Here is a 20,971-nt window from a genome sequence, read left to right as displayed (position 1 = left end):
AGCTTAGGTTGTAGCTCCTGTATCTTAGCTGGAAATTTCACAAGAGAGCACGCTCTACAGCTTATCGGTGATGAAGACTTCAAATTCCTTACTGCACAATTTACTCCAGGCTGTACCAAATTTACGATGTCAAGTTTATTTCAAATCTTCCTTGACAGCGCTTTCTCATGCAATGGAAGACCTAATTTTGGTAGGAGTCGATAAGCCTCTAGTGATTGCTAATTTTCAGCAAGAGCGTTATTACCTTCAAGAAACCCGCCGGTACCAACGAATTGCTCAACGTACAGACCAAGTTTATGTCCTCGCAGCACCGGAAGCAAATTTTAAAAAGATTTCAGAGCCATTGGTGGCAATCCCTTTCCATCCTGAAGATGCGCTAGCACAAGAATGGCATCTCGTCATTATCGGACAACAATATAGCGCTTGTATCGTTTGTCAAGAATACGCGTCTCCTGTGGATGGTTCATCGTTAGATCAAGCGAGACAATTTAAAGGTATTTGGACTTTTGACCGTGAAGTGAGTATTTTTGCAGCTAAACTCTTGATGGAAAGGATTTTGAACTACAGACCGGATTTGGCTGGTAAAGTTGAAGTGGCATGGCAACGCTACGGTTTGACTCAAGTGAACTCAGAGCGAACCGCAGAAAATCGGGTACTGGAAATTGACGCACGATTGTTTACAGATCGATTGGTAACTTACTTACAAAACAGCCAGTACAAGCAACTCAAAGCTTACCGCACTATTACAAAGAAAGAACGTCAGGAACGCCTCATCAATACCATTAGCACTGCCATTCGTCAATCACTCAATCCCGAAGAGATTTTTGCAGTGACAGTGAAGGAACTGACTCAAGTGTTCAGCCCGTGTCGTTGTCTGCTTTACCGCTATCATCCCACAGAAAAACCTACACCCATTGAATATGAAGCCCTAGCTGATGGGTTAGCGTCACTAAAGGGAAAAATTTGGTCTTTAGCAAAGCATCCCCTGTTCCAAACAGTTTTATCTCAAGATAAATCAGTTGCGATCGCTGACACAACCCAAGATTTGGGCATTCAGGCGTACCCGGAATTGAGCAAGCAATTGCAAGCGTTTGGCATCAGGTCTTGTCTTGTGGTGCCCATACGCTATCATCAAAAGTGGTTGGGAATTTTAGAGTTGCACCATTGCAGTTTAGAACCACTTATTTGGAATGATTCCGACAAGGCGTTGGTAGAAGCGATCGCAACTCAAGTCGCAGTAGCCCTCATACAAGCTCAAGCATACAGCAATCTAGAAACTTTGAATCACCAACTTGCGGCGTTGGAACGGACTCAAAGTAACTTAATTGCGATCGTCGGGCATGAATTGCGGACTCCCCTATCAACCATTCAAGTATGCTTGGAGAGTATAGCCAACGAACCAGATATGCCTATCGAATTTCAGCAAAGTATGTTGCAAACTGCCCTTGCTGATTCAGAAAGGATGCGACGACTGATTCAAGATTTTCTTACCCTTTCGCGATTAGAAGGGGGTTGGATGAACTGGCAGATAGAACCAGTTTCCCTCCAAACCTGTTTGGATTTAGTGATTAGTAGCTTGAAAAGAAGCCAAGCAGATCGAACCTTACCTTCCATTGTTCTAGAATTGCCTTCTGATTTACCCCTCGTACTTGCTGATGGCGATGGGTTAACGGAAGTTGTGAACAAACTTTTAGACAATGCTTGTAAATTTACGGATTCTAAAGGAAAAGTAACAATTCGCGCTCAAATTCTCAATGCAGAAGAGAGGGCAGCTCAAGGCAAGGAAAAAAAATCTCAGATGATAGAAGTTATTATTGCAGACACGGGACGCGGCATAGAGCCAAATCAGTTAGAAGCCATTTTTGCGCGTTTTTATCAAGAAGAAGGTTTTATGCAACGTTCCATCGGTGGAACTGGACTCGGTTTAGCAATTTGTCGCCAAATTATTGAAAAATTAGGAGGCAAAATTTGGGCAGTTTCCGCAGGAAGAGAACAAGGTGCGGAATTCCACTTTACATTACCTGTAGCCCCTATCCCATAAACCTTTCAGCCCTTTGTCCTAATCTCCCTTTCCCTCAAGAGGTGTAACAAAATCCGATTTTGCACCTAATAAATTTGATTGGGTGCAAAATCGTTAGAACACATATGGGGTAATAGTTATGGGCAAAAAGGCAGGTAAAGTAGCAGTGCAGTGTCGTAACGGGAGATTACAGCTTCGGTGGACTCATGAGAAACAAAAGTACTATTTAGCTGTAGGTGCCGATGAACCTGTCAATAGATCGGATGCGGAGGTATTAGCTGCTCGGATTGAGGATGACATCTCACGAAATCTCTTTGACCCTTCCTTACGTGCGTACAAAGGTATTACACTCAATACAATTCAATCTCTCTTTGATAGATTTTGGGATGATAAAGTACTGAGAAGTGAGAATACTAAGGGTGTCTATGATGGGGCAAAGTATCGATTAATCCAGTACTTCCAAAGTAAAGATATAAAAAACATTACCCGTAAGTGCGCGATCGCATTTGTTAGCTGGCTCAGCCCTCAAGTTAGTGCCTGGACCCTTAGAGACTACTTGTTTAAGTACCAAGGGATTTGGCGATGGGCAATAGAGAATAAGATTTTGCTACTCAACCCTTGGGAAGGTCTCCCTAGTGAAGTAAAAGTCAGACCTACTACTAGACCATTTACTAAAGAAGAAGTAGAGAAGATACTTTCTGATACCGGACATTACTCTGATTTTTTATCTTTTCTTTTCCGTACTGGTAGGAGATTCGGTGAAGTCACCAATCTTAAGTGGATTGATATTAGTGATGACTGCTCCTACTTCACCTGTATTGACATTAAGAAAGGGAACCGAACAAAAATTAAACTTCCAGATATAGTGCGATCGCAACTCCTTAAAAGATCGGAGTACGGTAGACATCCACAAAGTTTTGTTTTTACATCCCCTTATGGTAGACCGATTCACGATAATACTTTCAGACAGCGCTATTGGAAACCGTTATTAGAAAAGTTGGGGATTGATTACAGGAAGGCTTATACAGCACGAGCAACAATGATAACTCACTCCCTAGATTTAGGGATGTCACCTGTAGAGTTGAGTAAATTGACTGGTCATAGCCCCAGTGTGATGCTTAAACATTATTATGGTGACCTTGGTGCTACTTCTGTACTGCCAGATTTATTCTAATCCATACAGGAGTTTTTATTAGGAATACGCTGAAATCAGATCTATATAAACGTTTCAGCTTTTCCTAATATTCTACAAGTAAGTTTGTTTTTTCATTCTGTTGTTTAAAACGGAAATCTCGGCTATTGAAGCTAGATATTCATGCACACTTTGCGCTTTAATACGGAAGTTAAATACTATCACTATGTGTTAAGATAAATATATGTAATACAGAGTTACAAAAAACAAATACGAAAATCAAAAGACAGATCGATAGTGAATGAAAAAGCGGTAAATTTAAGAGTCAATCAACTTTTATTAGACCGTATTCAAGAAGCGGAAAATTCTTTCAACCTAACTAAAAGCGAAATAATTCGTACAGATCTAGAGCAATGGTTGGACCAAAATCATATTCTCTCTAAATAATTAAAAAAAAATAGAGCTTCGCCTATCTAAGAACACCATGTAATCAATAAAGCCAAGCCCAATCCCAAATATCAATTGTATACATATATGTTATCACAAAGGCTGGCGTAAACCATAAAGTGTATTCACTCTTACAATCTAATGATTGATTACATGATGTTTCAAAGATAGGCAAAGCTCGAAAAGAAAACCTTATTTCGAGGAAAACCTATGAATTATACTAGCGAAAACGAAACATCATTGCGTACTCAGCCTACATTCACCAACAGGCTTAATTCCAGGCATTACAAAGAGATTGTTGAGGGACGGGAGATTGACCATGAGTGGGCGATCGCAAACTGCCGCAGCATAACAGCAGAAGAAGCAAGTGAACTTCTAAACAAGAAAGTTTTTTGTGGTGGAGTTTGGTTGCAAGGTGCAACTGGAGTGGGACAATTCCGGTTCGACAAACCATACATTGATGAGAAAGGTAAGGAGCAAAAGTACTCCACAGCTAAAGGGGAGAAAAACTATGATGCTGTTTTTCCTAACAATCCATACACCCCCGATATTTTAGAAGACCTCGATTATCTGAAAGAATTGTGTCGAAAAATAGACGGACACCCTGCCCTCTTACTTACGGAAACAATGTTCAAATCTATACACACCTGGATGATAGGTATCCCATGTTTAGCACTGTTAGGTGTTCAACAAGGTCTTCTTAGTTCAGAAGGAGGAACGAAGGAAAGAGAAATCGTACCACTACTGAAAAAGCTCATTGATGCTGACTTTGGGTTTGTCATTGGTTTTGATGCGGATTGTGCTCGTAAGGAACAAGTTAACCAAGCACAGTTGACTCTTATAGAAGAATTAAGAGACTACGGCTGCAAACATTTATACAACATTTCTGGATTTTGGCAGGAATCTCAGGGCAAAGGGATTGATGACTTCATCCAGCAAAATGGCATGAGTAAATTCTGCGACATCTTCGACCGAGCGGAACCGATCGAAGTTTGGGAAAAAAGAGCAGTTAAGAAATTTTCATTGAAAACAAAAGAAGTCAGACAAAGAGAGTTAAACGAGAGACAAATGAAAGCTAATCAAGTTATTTTAAAAAGCAATACGAACACCAACGAACCTCAGAAGCAAGCAGTTGACCTAGAAATTGTCAAGACCACTCCAGATGATACGATACTGCGATCGCTGTTTGAAGATGGGCAAGGTGATTGGACTGTAATCAAGGATGCCTGCTACCAGTATACAGGATCGGGTTATTGGTCGCACATTACTGATGACATTGTTCAAAAACAGATTGCTTTAAAACTTAGAAGACTCCATACTATAGTGAAAAAAGGAGACAAAGTTGAGAAACTTTTTGTTTTTGCTTTAGAGCGAAATAAGACTAGTGCTTTTAAATTCTGTCGCAGTGCGTTAACGGAAGACCTTAAAACTGTATACAACGGTCATTTATTAGCATTTACTAACGTTACAGTTGACTTACGAACTGGTGAACAACTTCCTCATGATAAGAAACATTTCTTAACAAGCGCAGTACAAGTTCCATATGAAAAGAATTCAGATTGCCCTGAAGAGTTCAGACAGTTTGTTGTAAGCGTTTTTGGTGAAGAATACCTACCTTTGATTCGAGCGCTTACATCAATGTACCTCGATCCTACTAGCCCTAATGGATACTTCACTCATATAATTGGACCTTCTGGTTCTGGTAAAGGTACGCTGCTAAGATTCTGGCAATCAATGTTCGCTGAAGAAAACGTGCGATCGCTAAATTCGTTTAAAGAATTAGGTACTCCAGATAAAAGGCACCAACATCTAACAGGAGCGAAATATGTTTATTTCCCAGATATGGGTGGATGGCAAGGAGACCTAAAAGCATTTTATGAATTAGTGGACAATGGTCCTTTATCTGGTCGTGCTTTGTACTGTTCTAATAGCTACAACAAACACTGGAATATTAAATTCGCGATCGCTAGTGTAGACCACCTTCAAATTGAGAACTCTGGGGATGGATGGGATAGAAGATGTATTCTGTTACCTACCAAAGTACGTACAGGGACAGTAGATCCTGAACTTGGGAAGAAACTCAAAGGAGTTGTCGGGAAGGTCATTAGTTGGTCTTTATCGATGCCCAGAAAAGAGAGGGATGCCTTAATCATGGGTGGATGTCAGAAAATTGGGGATATAGCTCAACTTAAAAGAGAGCAAAGTGTGTTTTCCGATTCCGTTCGAGCTTTCGTAGACCAAGTTTTGAGACCATCTTCTAACGACCAAGACCGTATGGCTCCACATCAAATTCACGATTACTATACCTTGTACTGCAAAAATCATGGGTTTAGTCCGATGGCAACTACTAAATTCTACAGCCACTTAAAAAACGTACTGCCTTTCAACAAAGTAGACAAGAGACAGGTTAGGGAACCAGGTACTGGTAAGAGAGTTTGGGAACCCGTCTATTGGAAAAACATACAGCTCGTTGACGGTGAGATTTTTAAAGAAGTTGGAATGTTTGGGGAAGAGAAAATGGTTTACCGGAAAGATTTAGCATCTGATGGTGGGCTGCAAGAGTTTGAAGAATTTTGGACGACTCCTTCTGTCACTCCTGTCACACCAACTCTCCCTTCAATCGAAAATACGAGTGTGACAGCCGAAACGCAGTCTGCACAAGACTTTCGGCTGTCACCTCTACTCATTCTTCAACTGAGAACATAGGTGTGACAGAGGGTGACAAACAAGAAGAACCATTAACTCTGGAGTTATTCCTTTGCAGTGAACCGAATGGTCCCAAAGAATCCCGTCTAGTTTCAATCACAAAAGATAATGAAGATGAGTATGCGTTGGTTGGACTAGAGTATGATGAATTCGAGAATTACATCGCCCAGATACTACTGGGATGGGAAGAGATTGAACACGAAATTCGTCCCAATTTGAAAGGTTATCTGGTTATGGAAGCTCAACAAGACGATGATATTAAATTTTTCGTGGTACAAGATTGCTCTGACTCAATTTACGCTCAATGCATTTCTGTGGATACAGGCGAATCACATCAGTTCAAATACGAAGAGTTGTTTGTTGATTCTCTTGCCTATCGAGTGAACGATTAATAAATATCTATTTCAATCCCTAACAGGTGCATCTACCACTCCCATTGTTTAAAACAGTTATCAGTAAAAAATTGGTATATAGATCTCGGTTAGCGTCTTCGCACAACATACTCGGTTACAAACCCGTACAGACGGAAATAAACTGACTCCGTCATGCGAAGCAAAATCCTCATTAGGGATTGAAAATATTTGAGCCTTACGGGTTTGTAACTGCGATCGCTAACCCTCTAACCGCTAAGCATCTTCAATACGGATGTACTCTACTGGTTCTGGGAGTAGCTTTCTTCGAGAGACTGCTTTTTGTTTAGCTTAAACCAAAAGAAGTAGTTCACGTACTCTGACTTTTCGGTTCTGGCATTGAATCAATGAAATCCTCTATTAGCCTTGTTATAGTTACTTCTCTTTCCTCAGCTATTAGCTTTAACTTATTAAGTCTCCTTGGGGTTGTACGAATCCTAATGTATTCTGTTTTCATTAACCTATAATTACGTAAGGAAGTTGAGATGTGTAGAGTCAAGAGTCCTAAATTAATAAACTAGAGGCTCTTGACTATTTATAGTAAACTTTTTCGTTCTAGCAAAACTGTTCTCCATCCCAGTACTGGTGAGGATAAAAATAACGATCAAAGGATAACTTTAGATGAGTTGACCGATTACAAAGTTACATTCTCAGGACTGAAGACTAGTTATGGAGCCGATATTCCTAGTTTCACTTCCAGCTTAGATACTTTATCAGAGTTTGAATATGAACAATCAACAAGCCAGTTTTTGGTGTTAAATCCATACACAACATCTTTGTTGCCGCCAAAAGAAACAGGTGTATATAGTTATAAGAAAACTGGCTTGATTGTACCTTTTGGTCCTGCAATTGGGCTTGTCTCTTATGGTTTTGGTGATACTTTTAGATTCAGAAGTTTGAACGTGAACTCAAACGGTGTCTTAAAAATAGAAAGAGTTAATCAAAGAGAAGTGCCAGAACCACAGCTAGTAAGTGCGTTATTAGCTTTAAGTGCCGTGAAAACAATCACTAAACTAAAGAAGAGATTACGAGAATGTCCTACTAGCTAACAGGATTAGAGCGATCGCCTGACACCTCCAGATGAAAACTAATACGCTGGTTTTTGAACGGTCTCGTATTCCGTTTTAACTTTATCAATTAAGTACGATCGCTCTAATCCTGTAAGTTGAATCGTTTGCCAAATCCATACATCAGCTTTTTCGTAAAACTCATCTCGTAAATCGTTGGATGAGGATAGTTCCTTGATTTTGGTAAGAACTCTATCAGTAGGTTGCATAGCTACAGTTCTCATATAGCTATATGAGTATTCATTCATAGGAAACGGGAATAACTCCATATTCACAAGTGCGATCGCATCTGCCAAAGCTACCCGGTTTTCCCCTTCAGTCAGTAAGTAATTATACTCTGTCATCTCGAAACCTAATCGACTTTTTCATTAGAGCCAGGATGGGATATAGAGGGGTAATCGGTTTGAGGGCTTGTGCAGACTATATTCTTTGGATAAAACCTTAAGTTCATTGATACTGTAATTCAGTATTTGTAAGCTTTTGCGATCGTTTATCTCTATTGAAATACATTGTTGATGAAGTTTTAGGTATTATTGCTTAAATTTGAACTGAATCGCACAAATACTGTATTGTACGATTGGTTCAGTTGTAGGAAATCGAACCGTTTGTTTAACTAAACTTTTGGTGAAGTATAGTATTTGTTTGGAATTGCGAAGCACCAAAACAATAAGACTCTCTTAAAATATTTCAATGTGCAAGCGACACGCAAGCATCACGCTTTCATCATGTGCATGAGAGTGCAAGCTTGCTGTATGAGAGTGCTTCTCAGTGCATCGAAAATTTCCCATAATGCGAAGCAATAAAAAAGCCCCTTAAAACAGCGTTTAAGAGGCTTTTATGAGGTTTTCTGATGCTATTTGTACTTTATTAGCAAATCTTTTCGGTCTTTCATCTCTAAGTAGGTAATAAATTTTTCGGTAAATTCCTCTACAGTACTTGCAGGATGCGAAAGATTTAGGCTTAATACAAATTCATGAATAGTTTTGGCTTGAGACTGCTCAAGAAGCTGTATAAGTTCGTCACCGATTTTGTCAAGCTTACTCTCAGAAGAAGTTAATTCTAAAGTGCGGTCGCGCAACTCTTTGCGTTCTGTTTCTTCTAATGCATCAGCGTGTCCTGGTCTAGCCAAGAACTCTCTCTTATCTCGGTTGTAACCGGAGAAGTTTTCCATCTCTGGTAATGGATACCATTTATTATGAGGACCATGATAAATAGCTCTGTTTACCGGAGACTTTTTACATAAAGAAAGGATTTGGTCACTAGGTTATTTACTGACAGTCAGGAAATTGTTTCTTGAATTGGTATTTAGAGAGGCTTGACGAGTTATTCAAGATGTACTTCATAACTGCTGTATTGTCTCTAAATGTCTCGCTGACTTTCAAAACACGACTGATAACCCAACATTGGTATCTAGATAATGGATACCCATCTGTTGTTACTTCTTTATAATCTTGGAAGAATTTTTTAAGTCTATTGTGATGTCTACCTATTGTGGTTCGGTGTACTCCAAGATATTTTGCGAGTTCGTCTTGGCTTGTGTACGCATTCAGCGATCGCACATCAAACTCACAATAAAATTCTCGATCTATTGACATTACTTGCATTTTTCCATGGTTTATTTACTAAATGCTGATATTGATGCTGGAACGAAAGTTGTGTTTCCGGTTGAAAACAAATCAGATTTAGAGGTGATTGAGCAGAAAATAGAATCAAAAAATACTCAGATTGTTCACGGCAACAATTCTTCTGTACCTGAGATAAAGAATTTTATTCGGGATATAGACAAGTTGTATACCCAGTACAAGAATTTGGGGTATACATCGACCATTGGGACAGGAGTAGACTTGAGCACCCCTCATTTTGAAAAAAGATATGCAATACTTACCGGGGATGTGCTTACCGCTAACGACCATTGCCAATTATTGGCGCGTTATCGCCCTGATGTAGAAACATCAATTTATATTGATGACACAATTCAGACATTAGAAATTGATGCAGACCAAATATTGGCTAAATTAGCTCAAAAAAATACTGAATCAGGTAAGTTGATGGCTACCAACATTAACTATCTAATTCAAGAAGGGCTGTATCCTGCACCAAATGGGGAAATTCGTGACGAAGACAGAGCTTACTTGAAACTGTGGGCAACCCTAAAAGCGCGAAGGAATGCATCGCTAGCTAATCCAAAACAAACTTTGTGCGATCGCTTAAGAGAATCTGGTTACACTTTAGAAATCCTTGAAGACTCTAAAACTGAAGAAACAGAAAACATTGAACAAAATCATAAGGATGCTAAAAAAGAGAACCGTGAATTAGAGGACGAGGCGATCGCATCCACAGAAGTGTGTTTTTGCCAGTCCAAAAACTATAAAAAATACAAAAACTCCCCACCCTCAGCTGTCGGACACCTCTAGAAATAGCTGTAATACTTGCACAGTAAGCACTTGAGGCAGTCGCCGGAGGTGCGATCGGGCTGTGTTACACGCAGCTTACCGATTGAATCTTATTATGATATTGTAATTAAGACCTTACTTGTAGGGTGCATACCGAGTTTTTCTACTTATTTCTTCTTTCAAAAAAGAATACAGTTGCACATTACTACAATGAATTTTCAACAGCAAAAATTTTGTCTATTAATTGCTTCTATATTTTCTATTTTCACTACTAATATTGTTCAGGCAATTCCTCAAGGTGGAAAAACTGTAATAGTAAATGGAACTACTAATAATGGTAGTAAGTTGGGATACGTAGAGGGAAGTGCAAGAATTAGTGGTTGGGAAAATGTTCGTGAATTCCAATATGTATTAATTTCAAAAGATGGTATAAAAGTTAATACTGCTTATACCCCTTGGTGTAGATACGGCAAAGTTCAGCTAGACCCCCGTGCTATTCCAAGTAGTGACAAGGATGTTCATGGATTTTTTGATAACGACATTAAACGTACTGTTGGTTGGCTAATTTCTGATATGGCTTCTTACGGTGAAACATCAATATTTATTAAAGCTGATTCTCTTGCTTCTAAAAATTTACTAAAAATTGTTTGTGCGAGTACTTTGTACTAAAAAATTGAATTCCCCATTTGTCACAAGTTAAGGCTGTAAGGTAGTTGTCAAGGGATTGTAGAAGATGTTTGCTGTATAAGGGGACTGGGGGAGTCCCGAAGGGGCGATCGTACTACACCAAGTTATCTAACATATCAGTTATTTCCGCTTGCACACGCTGGCGGTTGTCGTCATAACGCATTAAAGTTTCTATCTTGGAGTGTCTGCTAAGTTTTTGAACTTTCCTCACATTGCCATCACTAGCATCTAATGCAGCAGTGATGGCACTGTGGCGGATGCGGTGCGGTGACATTTGTTTTGTGATGCCTGCTGCCTTGCACAGTTTATTGAGAATCTTAAGAATGCCATCCCCGGTTAACCGATTCCCAGGTTTCCATTTGTCAACGGACACGAATAATGGTGAATCGGGAGTAAGGTTTGGACGAGTGTTTAAATAATCGACAATAGCAACTACAGTAGATTCCCCCAAATCAATTGTTTCTTCTTGGTTCCCCTTCCCCTTACCAAGAATTTTTAGTGTTTTACTATTGGGGTCAAAAACCGACACATTTAACTTAACTACCTCACTTCTGCGAAGTGCATTGCCCCATAGCAACCGCAACAAGGCATAATTGCGCTTCCCCACAATATCAGTGCGATCGCACTCTGAAGAGAATTCTAAAGTGAATTGAACTTCAACAAAGCCAGCCACAGTACCATGTTGTATCTGAACCAATAATTTTTTAGTAAAGTTAAGTTCGTTTACAGTTGTGAATAATTTCTTTTTCTAAAACTTCACCTAGTGGTGCAAAAGAAAAATCTTGAAGTACCCGTTGTAGCTTCGTTTTAGTGGAACGTCGATTCATATAATGTGTTATTCGCTCCTTCCAATTGAGAGGTACTGGGGGGTGATTTAGGTCTAGCTCCCACGGATGAATATAGAAGATTACACGACGACCTTTTTGCTCAACAGCACGAAAATTGGCGCGTGTTACGCTGTAAGGATAAAGACGAAAATAAGCCCCACCAGATACTGGAATATTGTATTTAAAAACTCGACGCACTGACGCAGGAATTTCATAGATTGTACCACTAGGTGTCTTCACTTCTTGAGGGTGTGGCTCATAGCTTGGAATTCCATATCGCCAGTTTCGTACCGGAAAAATGCTGCTGTCATATTGAAAATTTAAATCAGCAAGAATTTCCAGCGCCCAGAGTGATTTACTTGTTATTGAGAAATAAGGCGCACGATACGCAATAACTGGTCTACCTGCCAACTCAGCAATTGTATCTCTAGCACGCTTAGTTTCTTCTCGAAACCTCTGCGGGGACATAGTGTATACCAATTCATGAGACCATCCGTGACAGCCAATCTCATGACCTGCTTCTGCTACTTGCTTTACAATACTCGGATTTTCCACTGCTGCATGACCTAACCAAAAAAAAGTACCCTTCACGTTGAATTCTGCTAGAAGTTCCAATAGAATACTCATGCCATAGTGTAATCGTTGCTCAGCAGATGCTCTTATCTGTTCATCAGCTACACCATGATACCAATCTTCAACATCTACAGTAAAAATATGTTGTATGTTGTGTTCTAGCTGTGATTTATGTTGTAGAGATTTCATGTTTTAAAAGCCCTTAAAACCGCATTTGCAAAACTTGTCGGATAAAGATAATGACAAATCTGGGACTGTACCAGAAATTTCTATACCAAAGTCTTCTGGGTTCCAAACAAAGCCGGAAAAACCATTCTAAACCCACTTTTTGCATCCATAGTGGGGGGCAAGGTTTGAATCCAGAAAGAAAGTCAAATGCAGCACCGATGCCTATCATAACTCCTGAAAAATACTTTTTGTGTTTTTCCATCCAGTATTCTTGTTTAGGACACCCTAACCCTACAAACAGAATGCTAATCCCTGAATTCTTAATATCTTGCAATATGATTTCTTCTTCTTGTGAAGAAAGAGAGCGAAATGGAGGAGAGTAAACATATGCTATGTCTAGAGTAGGATAAACTTGTTTCAAATTAGTTACTAAGGCTGTTAAAACTTTCTGAGAACTTCCGTAAAATCCTACTGATATTTTCCTCAGAGCAGCTTCATTACATACAGATAAAGTTAAGTCTCGACCACATATCTGTTCCTGATTTTTTTTTCCTAAAATCCGGAGACTCCAAACGATAGACATACCGTCTGGAGTTATTAAATCTGATGTATTCAATGTTTTCCAAAATTTTTGGGAGTCGTAAGCTAGCATAATCATATGTGCGTTAGCTAGACAAACATATCGTGCCTCCCGTTTCTCAGCCCACTCAATTACTCTTTGGACAGTGTCTAGAAACGAGATAATAGTAATTTTACTTCCTGCAATGAAAAATTTTTCATTGCTACCTGCACCTAATTCACAACTCGTGGTTGTGTTTACCAAACCCATCGAGCACTTCCTTTTTTCAATTAATAGGATGTTTGGTAGACACTTATCCCATCTTTAAACTTTGGGAATATTATAGAAAATTGTTGTCTTTGTAACGTGAAAGCAGTCGAGGCAGGTATTAACATTTCTGTCTTCTCCTGTGACCGATCCAACTTCTGCTTCATCCAAATAAAGCTTAACCAGCAGTCTACAAAAAACTACATTTGTTTTTTCTTTATTTTTTGCAATTGCAATAATAAAAAACATTGTAGCTAGTTAAGATAGTACTGCTAAACTCAAGTAGTAAATCCACTAAAAGGTAGACGCAAGTCTCAGTATTAATTAACTGTCTAAGAAAACTTTAAGTCTATACTAGGGAGTATAGATGTAAAGATTATATAAAGTTTCACTTCTAAATTTGAAAATTCTGCAAACTTTCTTCTGAAAATTTCAGGACTTCGGCTCATAGTTTGGTAACGCCTTACTCCGGGGGTAAACTCAAAAATGCTGCTAAGGGTAGGGATATATATTTATATAGCTACCCTTAGCAGCAACTTACTAGGGGCAGATGATGATGAGCAATTATTACTAAAGGGCGAAGCGCGAACGTGTTGTGTAGTATTTGTAGTATAAGGAGTAGGTTGAAAAAAACATTTTGTCCACCACCCCACGCTTCAGTCACTGAAACACTTGCTGTAAAAGAAACACAGCCTGTCCACCACCTCGATATTTCTATATATAATAACCGGAGTGGTGGACAGATAGATGATACTCCCTCTCGTGTAGTACAAGCAGCCACAAAAAACCCCCTCCACAATGAGCGTGAAGGGAGCTTTAATTCTGTCACCATACCCAAAAGATTTCAGGGTCTGGAAGCATAAGCTAGCATTTCAGTGTCTGAAACCCTTATTGTTACGTGACCTGATTGTCAGATAGGCAAACATTTCCTTTAAGTCACAATTGCGACAGTCTCTCTTAACGAATCTTAACATTTTTAGGTCGGAGACAGCCATAGGACTTACACCGCTATACGAATTCTCAGCACTTTTGGCGTCTTGGCTGTTCGATAAATCAAGGTTTCTAGCAATTTTTGTCTAAGCCCTGAGCCAATTTACGCTACATATCGCCTTCGTCGATCGGCCAAGTTCTGCATAACCAAATTTTGCTGTCATCTATATATAGATAACCGTAAGGACAACAACTACAACACCGTGACTCTATCCCCTTTTCTCATGGAAAAGGGTTTTTTTTCAGGGGCATTCATCAGTGGTCAGTGGTTCCTGTTCGCACGCGCCAATACTGACCCAGCTACTTGAACCATCTTCCCAGTGTTCCTTCTTCCAGATAGGGGCATTGTGTTTGAGAGTATCAATTGCGTAGCGACAAGCTTCAAATGCTTCGGAACGATGGGGACAACCTACCGCAACTAAAACACTGATTTCACCAATACCTAAACGTCCCACACGATGATGAATGACAACACGATTGACATCAGACCATTGCTGCCGAATATCAGCAGCAATTTGGTAAAATACTCGCAATGCCATAGGGTCATAAGCTTGATACTCTAAGGCAACTACAGGTTTACCATCAGTTTGATTGCGAACCATGCCACTCATAACTACCACCGCGCCATTGGCAGGGGCGTCTGCTTTGGCGTAGACTTCTTCCAGAGACAATGGCGCAAAAGTAATAGCAAAGCTGTCTTCAGCGTTTGGTTTTATGGGAGTCGCAAATCGATGTGTTACAACTGAGTTCATGTGAGTCAGCTTTAGATTACCTACTCTACTTATGTTACATGGGTGAGGGTAAAATAAAGTTTTCTTAAAGATATGCCATAAACACGGATGCGTTATTTAGTCTAAAAAAATTTACTTAATTTAAGAAAAATGCTCGTCATCCTTCTTGAGACATATTATTATAATGAAAGTGACAAAATAATATAACTTCCTCTGAGAACTCAGATAGTCACTCAATCCCTCATCAAGTTTGGCGAAAGCTTGATTGAGGATATTGTTGTTGCAAGCCGTCTCTGTAGTCGGTTGTGCTTTTCAGCAATTACCCCAATAACATCCCTGCTGGGCAATCTCAATAACTGTAAGTCACGGGTATTCTCAAGCCAGAATTCAGCAGTACTAGGAAATATATCAATGAACTCTATTTTGTCTAAAAATGAAGCAACGAGGCTAAAAGTTCTCCATCAGTATCATATTCTCGACACTTCACCAGAACAGGCATTTGATGATTTGGCATTCCTAGCTGCTCGAGTATGTGCTGCACCAATTGCGCTCATCAATTTTATTGACGCTAACCGTCAATGGTTTAAAGCCAAAGTTGGGACAGATCTCGAAGAAATGCCCAGAGATTTCGGTATTTGTCCTTTCTGTGTTGTACAGTCTGATGTCTTGATTATTCTCGATACTTTGGCTGATGAACGGTTTTCCAATAGCCCTGTCGTCACCTCTGCACCCTACGTAAGATTTTATGCAGGCGTCCCTTTGATTGCACCAGAAGGGGAAACTATCGGAGTTTTATGTGTCGTCGATAGTGTACCGCGTTCTCATATTACAACAGAACAGCTAGAGTCACTCAAAGCGATCGCTCGCTTAGTGATGAGACAACTAGAACTCCGTCGTAATTTAACAGAAGTAGCAAGTATTAAAACAGAGTACAAACAAGCACAACAAGCATTGCGGCAAAGTGAATCTGTCCTCCGCAGTTTCTTTGACAGTTCGCCAATGATGATGGGAGTCGTTGAACTGGTCAATGATGACATTTTACATATTTCCAATAACACTGCAACAGCAAAATTCTTCGGCATCGCCCCAGGCGAAATGCAGCATCGCCTTTCCAAAGATCTGGGTTTGTCACAAGAATCCGTGCGCCACTGGCTTAATTACTACCGTCAGGCAGAAAGTACCCAATTACCCGTAACCTTTGAATATCCTCAACATACTTTTGAAGGGAGCAGGTGGCTGAAAGCTACAGTCTCTACTATCGTGGAAAGTTCCACCACAGCAAGGCGTTTTGCTTATATTGTGGAAGATGTCACCGAACGCAAGCAATCAGAAGAAACATTACGCTGGAAAGAAGCACTTTTGCGCTCAATGACTGGTGTTTCTCCTTTAGCATTTTATGTTGTAGACCACCGTAATGGAGAAATTCTGTATTTCAACGAACGCTTTTGCGAAATTTGGAAAATCGAACACCTAAAAACGCAAATGGAATGCGGTGAACTTAAACACCAGGATGTGATGGAAGTTTGCCACCAATTTACAGATATCTCCCCTTTTACTTCTTGCCAATCTTTGCCAAGCGAAACTTGCGATTGCGAAGATGAACTTATATTAAATGATGGTCGGGTTATTCGGCGTTTTTCCAGACGTATCCGCGATGAAAACAACCAGTATTTTGCACGGTTGTATATTTTTGAAGATATTACTTGTCGCAAGGTAGCAGAACAGCAAATCCGCGAACAAGCTGCACTGCTTGATATCGCAACTGATGCCATTGTTGTCCGAGATTTAAATAATAAGATTTTGCTTTGGAACAAAAGTGCTGAGAAAATTTACGGATGGGAAGCACAAGAAGCAATTGGTAGGAATGCCAATGAAATTTTGTATCGAGAAATATGCCCGCAACATTTAGAAATTTTTGAGAGCGTTTTAGAGCATGGTTTTTGGCAAGGTGAATTACAAAAAATTACTAAATTTGGTCAAGAAATAATAGTTGAAAGTCGTTGGACATTAGTCCGAGATGAATATTCTCAACACAAATCTATTCTTGTTGTAGACACTGATATTACTCAGAAAAAACAACTAGAAAAGCAATTTTTACGCGCTCAACGTATGGAAAGTATAGGGACTTTGGCAAGTGGAATTGCTCACGATCTCAATAATGTTTTGTCTCCTATTTTAATGTCAGTACAAATGCTGAAAGCCAAAGGTCGCGATGAACGCACTCAGCAAATATTGACAATTGTAGAAAATAATGCCAAAAGAGGTGCCGAGTTGGTAAAACAAGTACTCGCTTTTGCAAGGGGAATAGAAGGCGATCGCACTGTCCTCCAAATCAAGCATCTGATTTCAGAAATGAAGCAAATTGTTGAGCAAACCTTTCCCAAATCCATAACTCTTGAAACAGAAGTTGAGACAGACTTATTACCTGTGCGAGGTGATAGCACCCAATTGCATCAAGTCTTAATGAATTTGTGTCTTAATGCGCGAGATGCAATGCCAAAAGGTGGAACTTTAAAAATTTCTGCGAAGAATATCTTGATTGATGAAAACTTTGTCAGAATGAATCTTGATGCTAAAGAAGGCTCTTATATTGTTCTTACAATTACCGATACAGGAGTAGGAATTGACAACAAACTATTAGATAGAATTTTTGAACCATTTTTCACCACCAAAGAGTTTGGCAAAGGGACGGGGCTTGGACTTTCAACAGTGATGGGAATTGTTAAAGGTCATGGTGGTTTTATCAGTGTATCAAGCAGTATAGGTAAAGGGACAAAATTTAAGATTTATTTACCAGCCGTTCAAACAGGAGAAACACAGCAGGTAGAAAATGTAAAAGTACCTATAGGATATGGAGAAGGAATTTTGGTTGTAGACGATGAAGCGGCTGTGAGAGAAATTACCAAACTTTCTTTAGAAAATCATAATTATAAAGTCATTACGGCTAGTGATGGGATAGAAGCATTAGCGATTTATGCTCAGTATAAAAATAAAATTAGTGCAGCTATTATCGATATGATGATGCCAAACATGGATGGAGCAACGACCATTTGTGCATTACAAAAAATGAACCCACTTCTACCCATTATTGCTGTTAGTGGACTGACAACCAGCGAACAAGTTCCCTTTGAGACAAAATCTCCAATAACAGCATTTTTACCTAAACCATACACAGCACAGGAATTATTACAAACTTTACATAGTGTTATTATTAACAGTGACAAATGACAAATGGCTAATTGCTAATTGCTAATTGCTAATTGCTAATTGCTAATGGCTAATGGCTAACTGCTAATTGCTAATGACAAATGACAAATTTAATACTGGTTGTAGATGATGATAGTATAATACGGTTACAAATGCGACAACTATTGCTGCAAATAGGGTATCGAGTCGTAGAGGCGGCTAATGGCGAGGAGGCATTAGCTGTTTACACGGAACAACAACCAGATATGGTGCTGTTAGATGCCGTGATGCCAGTTATGAATGGATTTAGCTGCTGTAGTCAATTGCAGGCACTTCCTGGTGGTGCAACAACACCCGTATTAATGATTACTGCTCTTTACGACCAAGTCTCTGTAGATAAAGCTTTTGCTGCTGGTGCCACTGATTACATTACTAAACCAATTCAATGGCAGGTTTTGCGTCAGCGAGTGCGCCGCATATTGGAAGCCCGCCGTGCAATGCAAGAATTGGAAGTCTATGCCCATCGTCAGGCGCTAGTGGCAGAACTCAGTCAAATGGCATTAGCTGGTTTGGATTTGATGACATTGATGCAAGAAACTGTGACTCTTGTTTCCCACAGCCTTAAGGTAGAGTTTTGTCATATTTTGGAACTTTTGCCGGATGGTAGTACCTTGCGATTGGTGGCAGGATCTGGTTGGCATTCAGAACTGGTAAGAAAAGCAACGGTAAGTGTTGGAAGTGATTCTCAAGCTGGCTATACCCTGCGTTTTAAAGAACCCACGATTGTTAATGATTTCCGAACGGAAACACGCTTTGGCAAACCACAACTACCACACGACGGTTCTATAGTTAGTAGTGTTTCGTTGTTAATTCATGGTAAAGAGAACCCTTTTGGAGTTTTGGAAGTACACACAACAAGATCGCGCAATTTTAGTAAAGAAGATGTTTATTTCTTGCAAGCCGTGACAAATATGCTGGCTAATGCTATTGAACGCCAGAAAGTTGAAGATGTGCTCAGAGGAAACGAACAGCGATCGCAATTATTTTCTGACATCACGCTAAAAATTCGTCAGTCTTTACAAATTGATGAAATTCTTCAAACAAGTGTTACAGAAGTTCAACATTTGTTGCAAGCAGATCGAGTCTTAATTTTTCGATTGCTGTCCGATGGTACGGGAGTCATTGTGCAAGAGGCAGTTGTTTCTGGGTTTCTTAGCGTTCTCGGACACAATATTCAGGAACCCTGCTTTAACGAGGATTACGTTCAACAATACCGTCAGGGACGCATCAGTTCTGTCACCGACATTCGACAAGCGAAAATTGCATCTTGCTACCTAGAATTTTTGCAAAAATTAAGTGTTAAAGCTAACTTAGTTGTACCAATTCTTTTAAAGAACAAACTGTGGGGATTGCTCATTGCCCATCAATGCGCCCATCCTCGGGAATGGACGAGTTGGGAAACCGAACTTTTACGACAGTTAGCAGATCAAATAGGAATTGCCCTAGCGCAAGCCCAGCTTTTAGAACAAGAAACTCGCCAAAGACAAGAACTGACTCGTTCGAATGAGGAACTGCAACAATTTGCCTTTATTGCTTCTCACGATCTGCAAGAACCACTGCGTAAGATAAAAACCTTTGGAGAACGCTTGAAAGTGACTTGTAGTGATACATTGACCGAACAGGGGCAAGATTATTTGGAACGGATGCAGAATGCAACCCGCCGAATGCAAGCTTTAATCGAAGATTTACTTACGCTTTCACGAGTCACAACTAGGGCAAAACCTTTTGAGCGAGTGGATCTAAGTCAAGTAACACAAGAGGTATTATCCGATTTAGAAATAAGTATCCTACAAACAGAAGCGCGTGTGGAAGTCGGGAATTTGCCTCCCGTTCATGCAGATCCGCTACAAATGCGCCAATTGCTCCAAAATCTTATTGGTAACGCTTTAAAATTTCACCGCAAAGACATTTCACCTGTCGTTAAAATTTACACTCAACAAGATGCTGCCGAACACGGGCAACTGATTATTGAAGACAATGGTATTGGATTTGACGAAAAGTATCTCGATCGCATTTTCAATGTTTTTCAACGTTTGCACGGTCGTAACGAATATGAAGGAACGGGTATGGGCTTAGCCATTGCCCGCAAAATTGTGGAACGTCACGGTTGGAGCATTACTGCACACAGCCAATTAGGTCAAGGCTCAAAATTTATTGTTTCGCTCGCTTTTCATTGATAAGGTTTATCATACTTCCATGGGTATAAAGATATTACAACCTAAATCCTCTATTGGTTGTATTTTGACAGTCGATTAACGATAAACCCTCAAAAGGAGAGAATATAGAGTGAAGGGTCGGCATACAACCATCACAATTTTGATGGCTGAAGATGATGAGGATGACCGTATGTTAGTTCGTGAGGCATTGACAGAAAGTCAATTGACTCATGAATTGTACATTGTCACTGATGGTGAAGAGTTAATGGATTATCTCAAATGGCGTGGTAAGTACGCCGACAAAAATAATGCACCCCGTCCGGGTTTAATTTTGCTAGATTTAAATATGCCTAAAAAAGATGGTCGTGAAGCCCTCAAAGAAATTAAATCTGATACTCAACTCAGAAAAATTCCGATTGTTGTGCTAACGACCTCTAGGGCAGAGGAAGATATTCACAGTACTTACGATTTGGGTGCGAATTCGTTCATTATCAAACCGACGAATTTCACATCTTTGGTTGAGGTGATGAGGACAATAGGAAAATACTGGTTTGACATTGTAGAACTGCCACTATAAAAAAGGAAGGCAGAA

Annotated in this window: 18 protein-coding genes; 11 read left to right on the top strand and 7 right to left on the bottom strand. The window is 39.8% G+C overall.

Going from position 1 to position 20,971, the window contains the following annotated elements; genetic code table 11:
- Positions 1-70 precede the first annotated feature (70 nt).
- The 5 genes from F7734_RS11500 to F7734_RS11475 all read left to right on the top strand — a co-directional run bounded on the left by F7734_RS11500 (position 71) and on the right by F7734_RS11475 (position 7,764).
- Positions 71-2,041 carry a DICT sensory domain-containing protein gene (locus F7734_RS11500; protein ID WP_155744781.1) on the top strand — a complete coding sequence of 657 codons (1,971 nt, stop codon included), beginning with the start codon at positions 71-73 and terminating at the stop codon, positions 2,039-2,041.
- 118 nt (positions 2,042-2,159) lie between these two features.
- Positions 2,160-3,194, top strand: coding sequence for a site-specific integrase (locus F7734_RS11495; RefSeq protein ID WP_155744780.1), 1,035 nt, complete (start codon positions 2,160-2,162; stop codon positions 3,192-3,194).
- A gap of 615 nt (positions 3,195-3,809) precedes the next feature.
- On the top strand, positions 3,810-6,305 hold the full coding sequence (locus F7734_RS11485) for a DUF3854 domain-containing protein (protein ID WP_155744778.1): 2,496 nt from the start codon (positions 3,810-3,812) through the stop codon (positions 6,303-6,305).
- Between the two features lie 2 nt (positions 6,306-6,307).
- Complete coding sequence (locus tag F7734_RS11480; RefSeq protein ID WP_155744777.1) at positions 6,308-6,697, top strand: hypothetical protein; 390 nt, start codon at positions 6,308-6,310, stop codon at positions 6,695-6,697.
- 545 nt (positions 6,698-7,242) lie between these two features.
- Complete coding sequence (locus F7734_RS11475; protein ID WP_155744776.1) at positions 7,243-7,764, top strand: hypothetical protein; 522 nt, start codon at positions 7,243-7,245, stop codon at positions 7,762-7,764.
- A 38-nt stretch (positions 7,765-7,802) separates the two neighbouring features.
- Here F7734_RS11475 and F7734_RS11470 read toward each other — a convergent pair whose 3' ends face one another.
- The 3 genes from F7734_RS11470 to F7734_RS11460 all read right to left on the bottom strand — a co-directional run bounded on the left by F7734_RS11470 (position 7,803) and on the right by F7734_RS11460 (position 9,377).
- Positions 7,803-8,126: a hypothetical protein gene (locus tag F7734_RS11470; RefSeq protein WP_155744775.1), complete on the bottom strand. Its 324-nt coding sequence runs from the start codon at positions 8,124-8,126 to the stop codon at positions 7,803-7,805.
- A gap of 509 nt (positions 8,127-8,635) precedes the next feature.
- Entirely contained in the window at positions 8,636-8,953 is a 318-nt protein-coding gene (locus F7734_RS11465) for a hypothetical protein (RefSeq protein ID WP_155744774.1), read from the bottom strand.
- Between the two features lie 97 nt (positions 8,954-9,050).
- The gene (locus tag F7734_RS11460) at positions 9,051-9,377 is read right to left on the bottom strand and encodes a hypothetical protein (RefSeq protein WP_166481848.1); all 327 of its coding nucleotides are present in this window, start codon (positions 9,375-9,377) and stop codon (positions 9,051-9,053) included.
- Positions 9,378-9,392: 15 nt separating this feature from the next.
- Between F7734_RS11460 and F7734_RS11455 the strand changes: the two genes are divergently transcribed.
- Positions 9,393-10,196, top strand: coding sequence for a hypothetical protein (locus F7734_RS11455; RefSeq protein ID WP_155744772.1), 804 nt, complete (start codon positions 9,393-9,395; stop codon positions 10,194-10,196).
- A gap of 189 nt (positions 10,197-10,385) precedes the next feature.
- Positions 10,386-10,844 (top strand): hypothetical protein, encoded by a 459-nt coding sequence (locus tag F7734_RS11450; protein WP_155744771.1) that lies wholly within the window; start codon positions 10,386-10,388, stop codon positions 10,842-10,844.
- A 112-nt stretch (positions 10,845-10,956) separates the two neighbouring features.
- On the opposite strand, the gene F7734_RS11445 is transcribed toward F7734_RS11450, so the two are convergent.
- The 3 genes from F7734_RS11445 to F7734_RS11435 are packed head-to-tail and all read right to left on the bottom strand — an operon-like array spanning position 10,957 to position 13,259.
- Complete coding sequence (locus tag F7734_RS11445; RefSeq protein WP_155744770.1) at positions 10,957-11,559, bottom strand: tyrosine-type recombinase/integrase; 603 nt, start codon at positions 11,557-11,559, stop codon at positions 10,957-10,959.
- Between the two features lie 16 nt (positions 11,560-11,575).
- Entirely contained in the window at positions 11,576-12,451 is an 876-nt protein-coding gene (locus F7734_RS11440; RefSeq protein WP_155744769.1) for a polysaccharide deacetylase family protein, read from the bottom strand.
- Positions 12,452-12,464: 13 nt separating this feature from the next.
- Positions 12,465-13,259 (bottom strand): WecB/TagA/CpsF family glycosyltransferase, encoded by a 795-nt coding sequence (locus F7734_RS11435; RefSeq protein WP_155744768.1) that lies wholly within the window; start codon positions 13,257-13,259, stop codon positions 12,465-12,467.
- 620 nt (positions 13,260-13,879) lie between these two features.
- On the opposite strand from F7734_RS11435, the gene F7734_RS11430 reads away from it, so the two are divergent.
- The gene (locus F7734_RS11430; RefSeq protein WP_155744767.1) at positions 13,880-14,119 is read left to right on the top strand and encodes a hypothetical protein; all 240 of its coding nucleotides are present in this window, start codon (positions 13,880-13,882) and stop codon (positions 14,117-14,119) included.
- 369 nt (positions 14,120-14,488) lie between these two features.
- Here the strand turns inward: F7734_RS11430 and F7734_RS11425 are convergent, their stop codons facing one another.
- Positions 14,489-14,998 carry a molybdenum cofactor biosynthesis protein MoaE gene (locus F7734_RS11425; RefSeq protein WP_155744766.1) on the bottom strand — a complete coding sequence of 170 codons (510 nt, stop codon included), beginning with the start codon at positions 14,996-14,998 and terminating at the stop codon, positions 14,489-14,491.
- 390 nt (positions 14,999-15,388) lie between these two features.
- Here F7734_RS11425 and F7734_RS11420 point away from each other — a divergent pair, with 390 nt between their 5' ends.
- The 3 genes from F7734_RS11420 (at position 15,389) to F7734_RS11410 (ending at position 20,956) form a co-directional block, all read left to right on the top strand.
- Positions 15,389-18,205, top strand: coding sequence for a PAS domain S-box protein (locus F7734_RS11420; protein WP_155744765.1), 2,817 nt, complete (start codon positions 15,389-15,391; stop codon positions 18,203-18,205).
- An 80-nt stretch (positions 18,206-18,285) separates the two neighbouring features.
- Positions 18,286-20,400: a GAF domain-containing protein gene (locus F7734_RS11415; RefSeq protein ID WP_155744764.1), complete on the top strand. Its 2,115-nt coding sequence runs from the start codon at positions 18,286-18,288 to the stop codon at positions 20,398-20,400.
- A 109-nt stretch (positions 20,401-20,509) separates the two neighbouring features.
- Positions 20,510-20,956, top strand: coding sequence for a response regulator (locus F7734_RS11410; RefSeq protein ID WP_347566169.1), 447 nt, complete (start codon positions 20,510-20,512; stop codon positions 20,954-20,956).
- Positions 20,957-20,971: the final 15 nt, after the last annotated feature.

Source organism: Scytonema sp. UIC 10036, from assembly GCF_009725235.1.
Note: the sequence above shows the minus strand (reverse complement) of the source record. Positions and strands in the feature narration are given on the sequence as shown.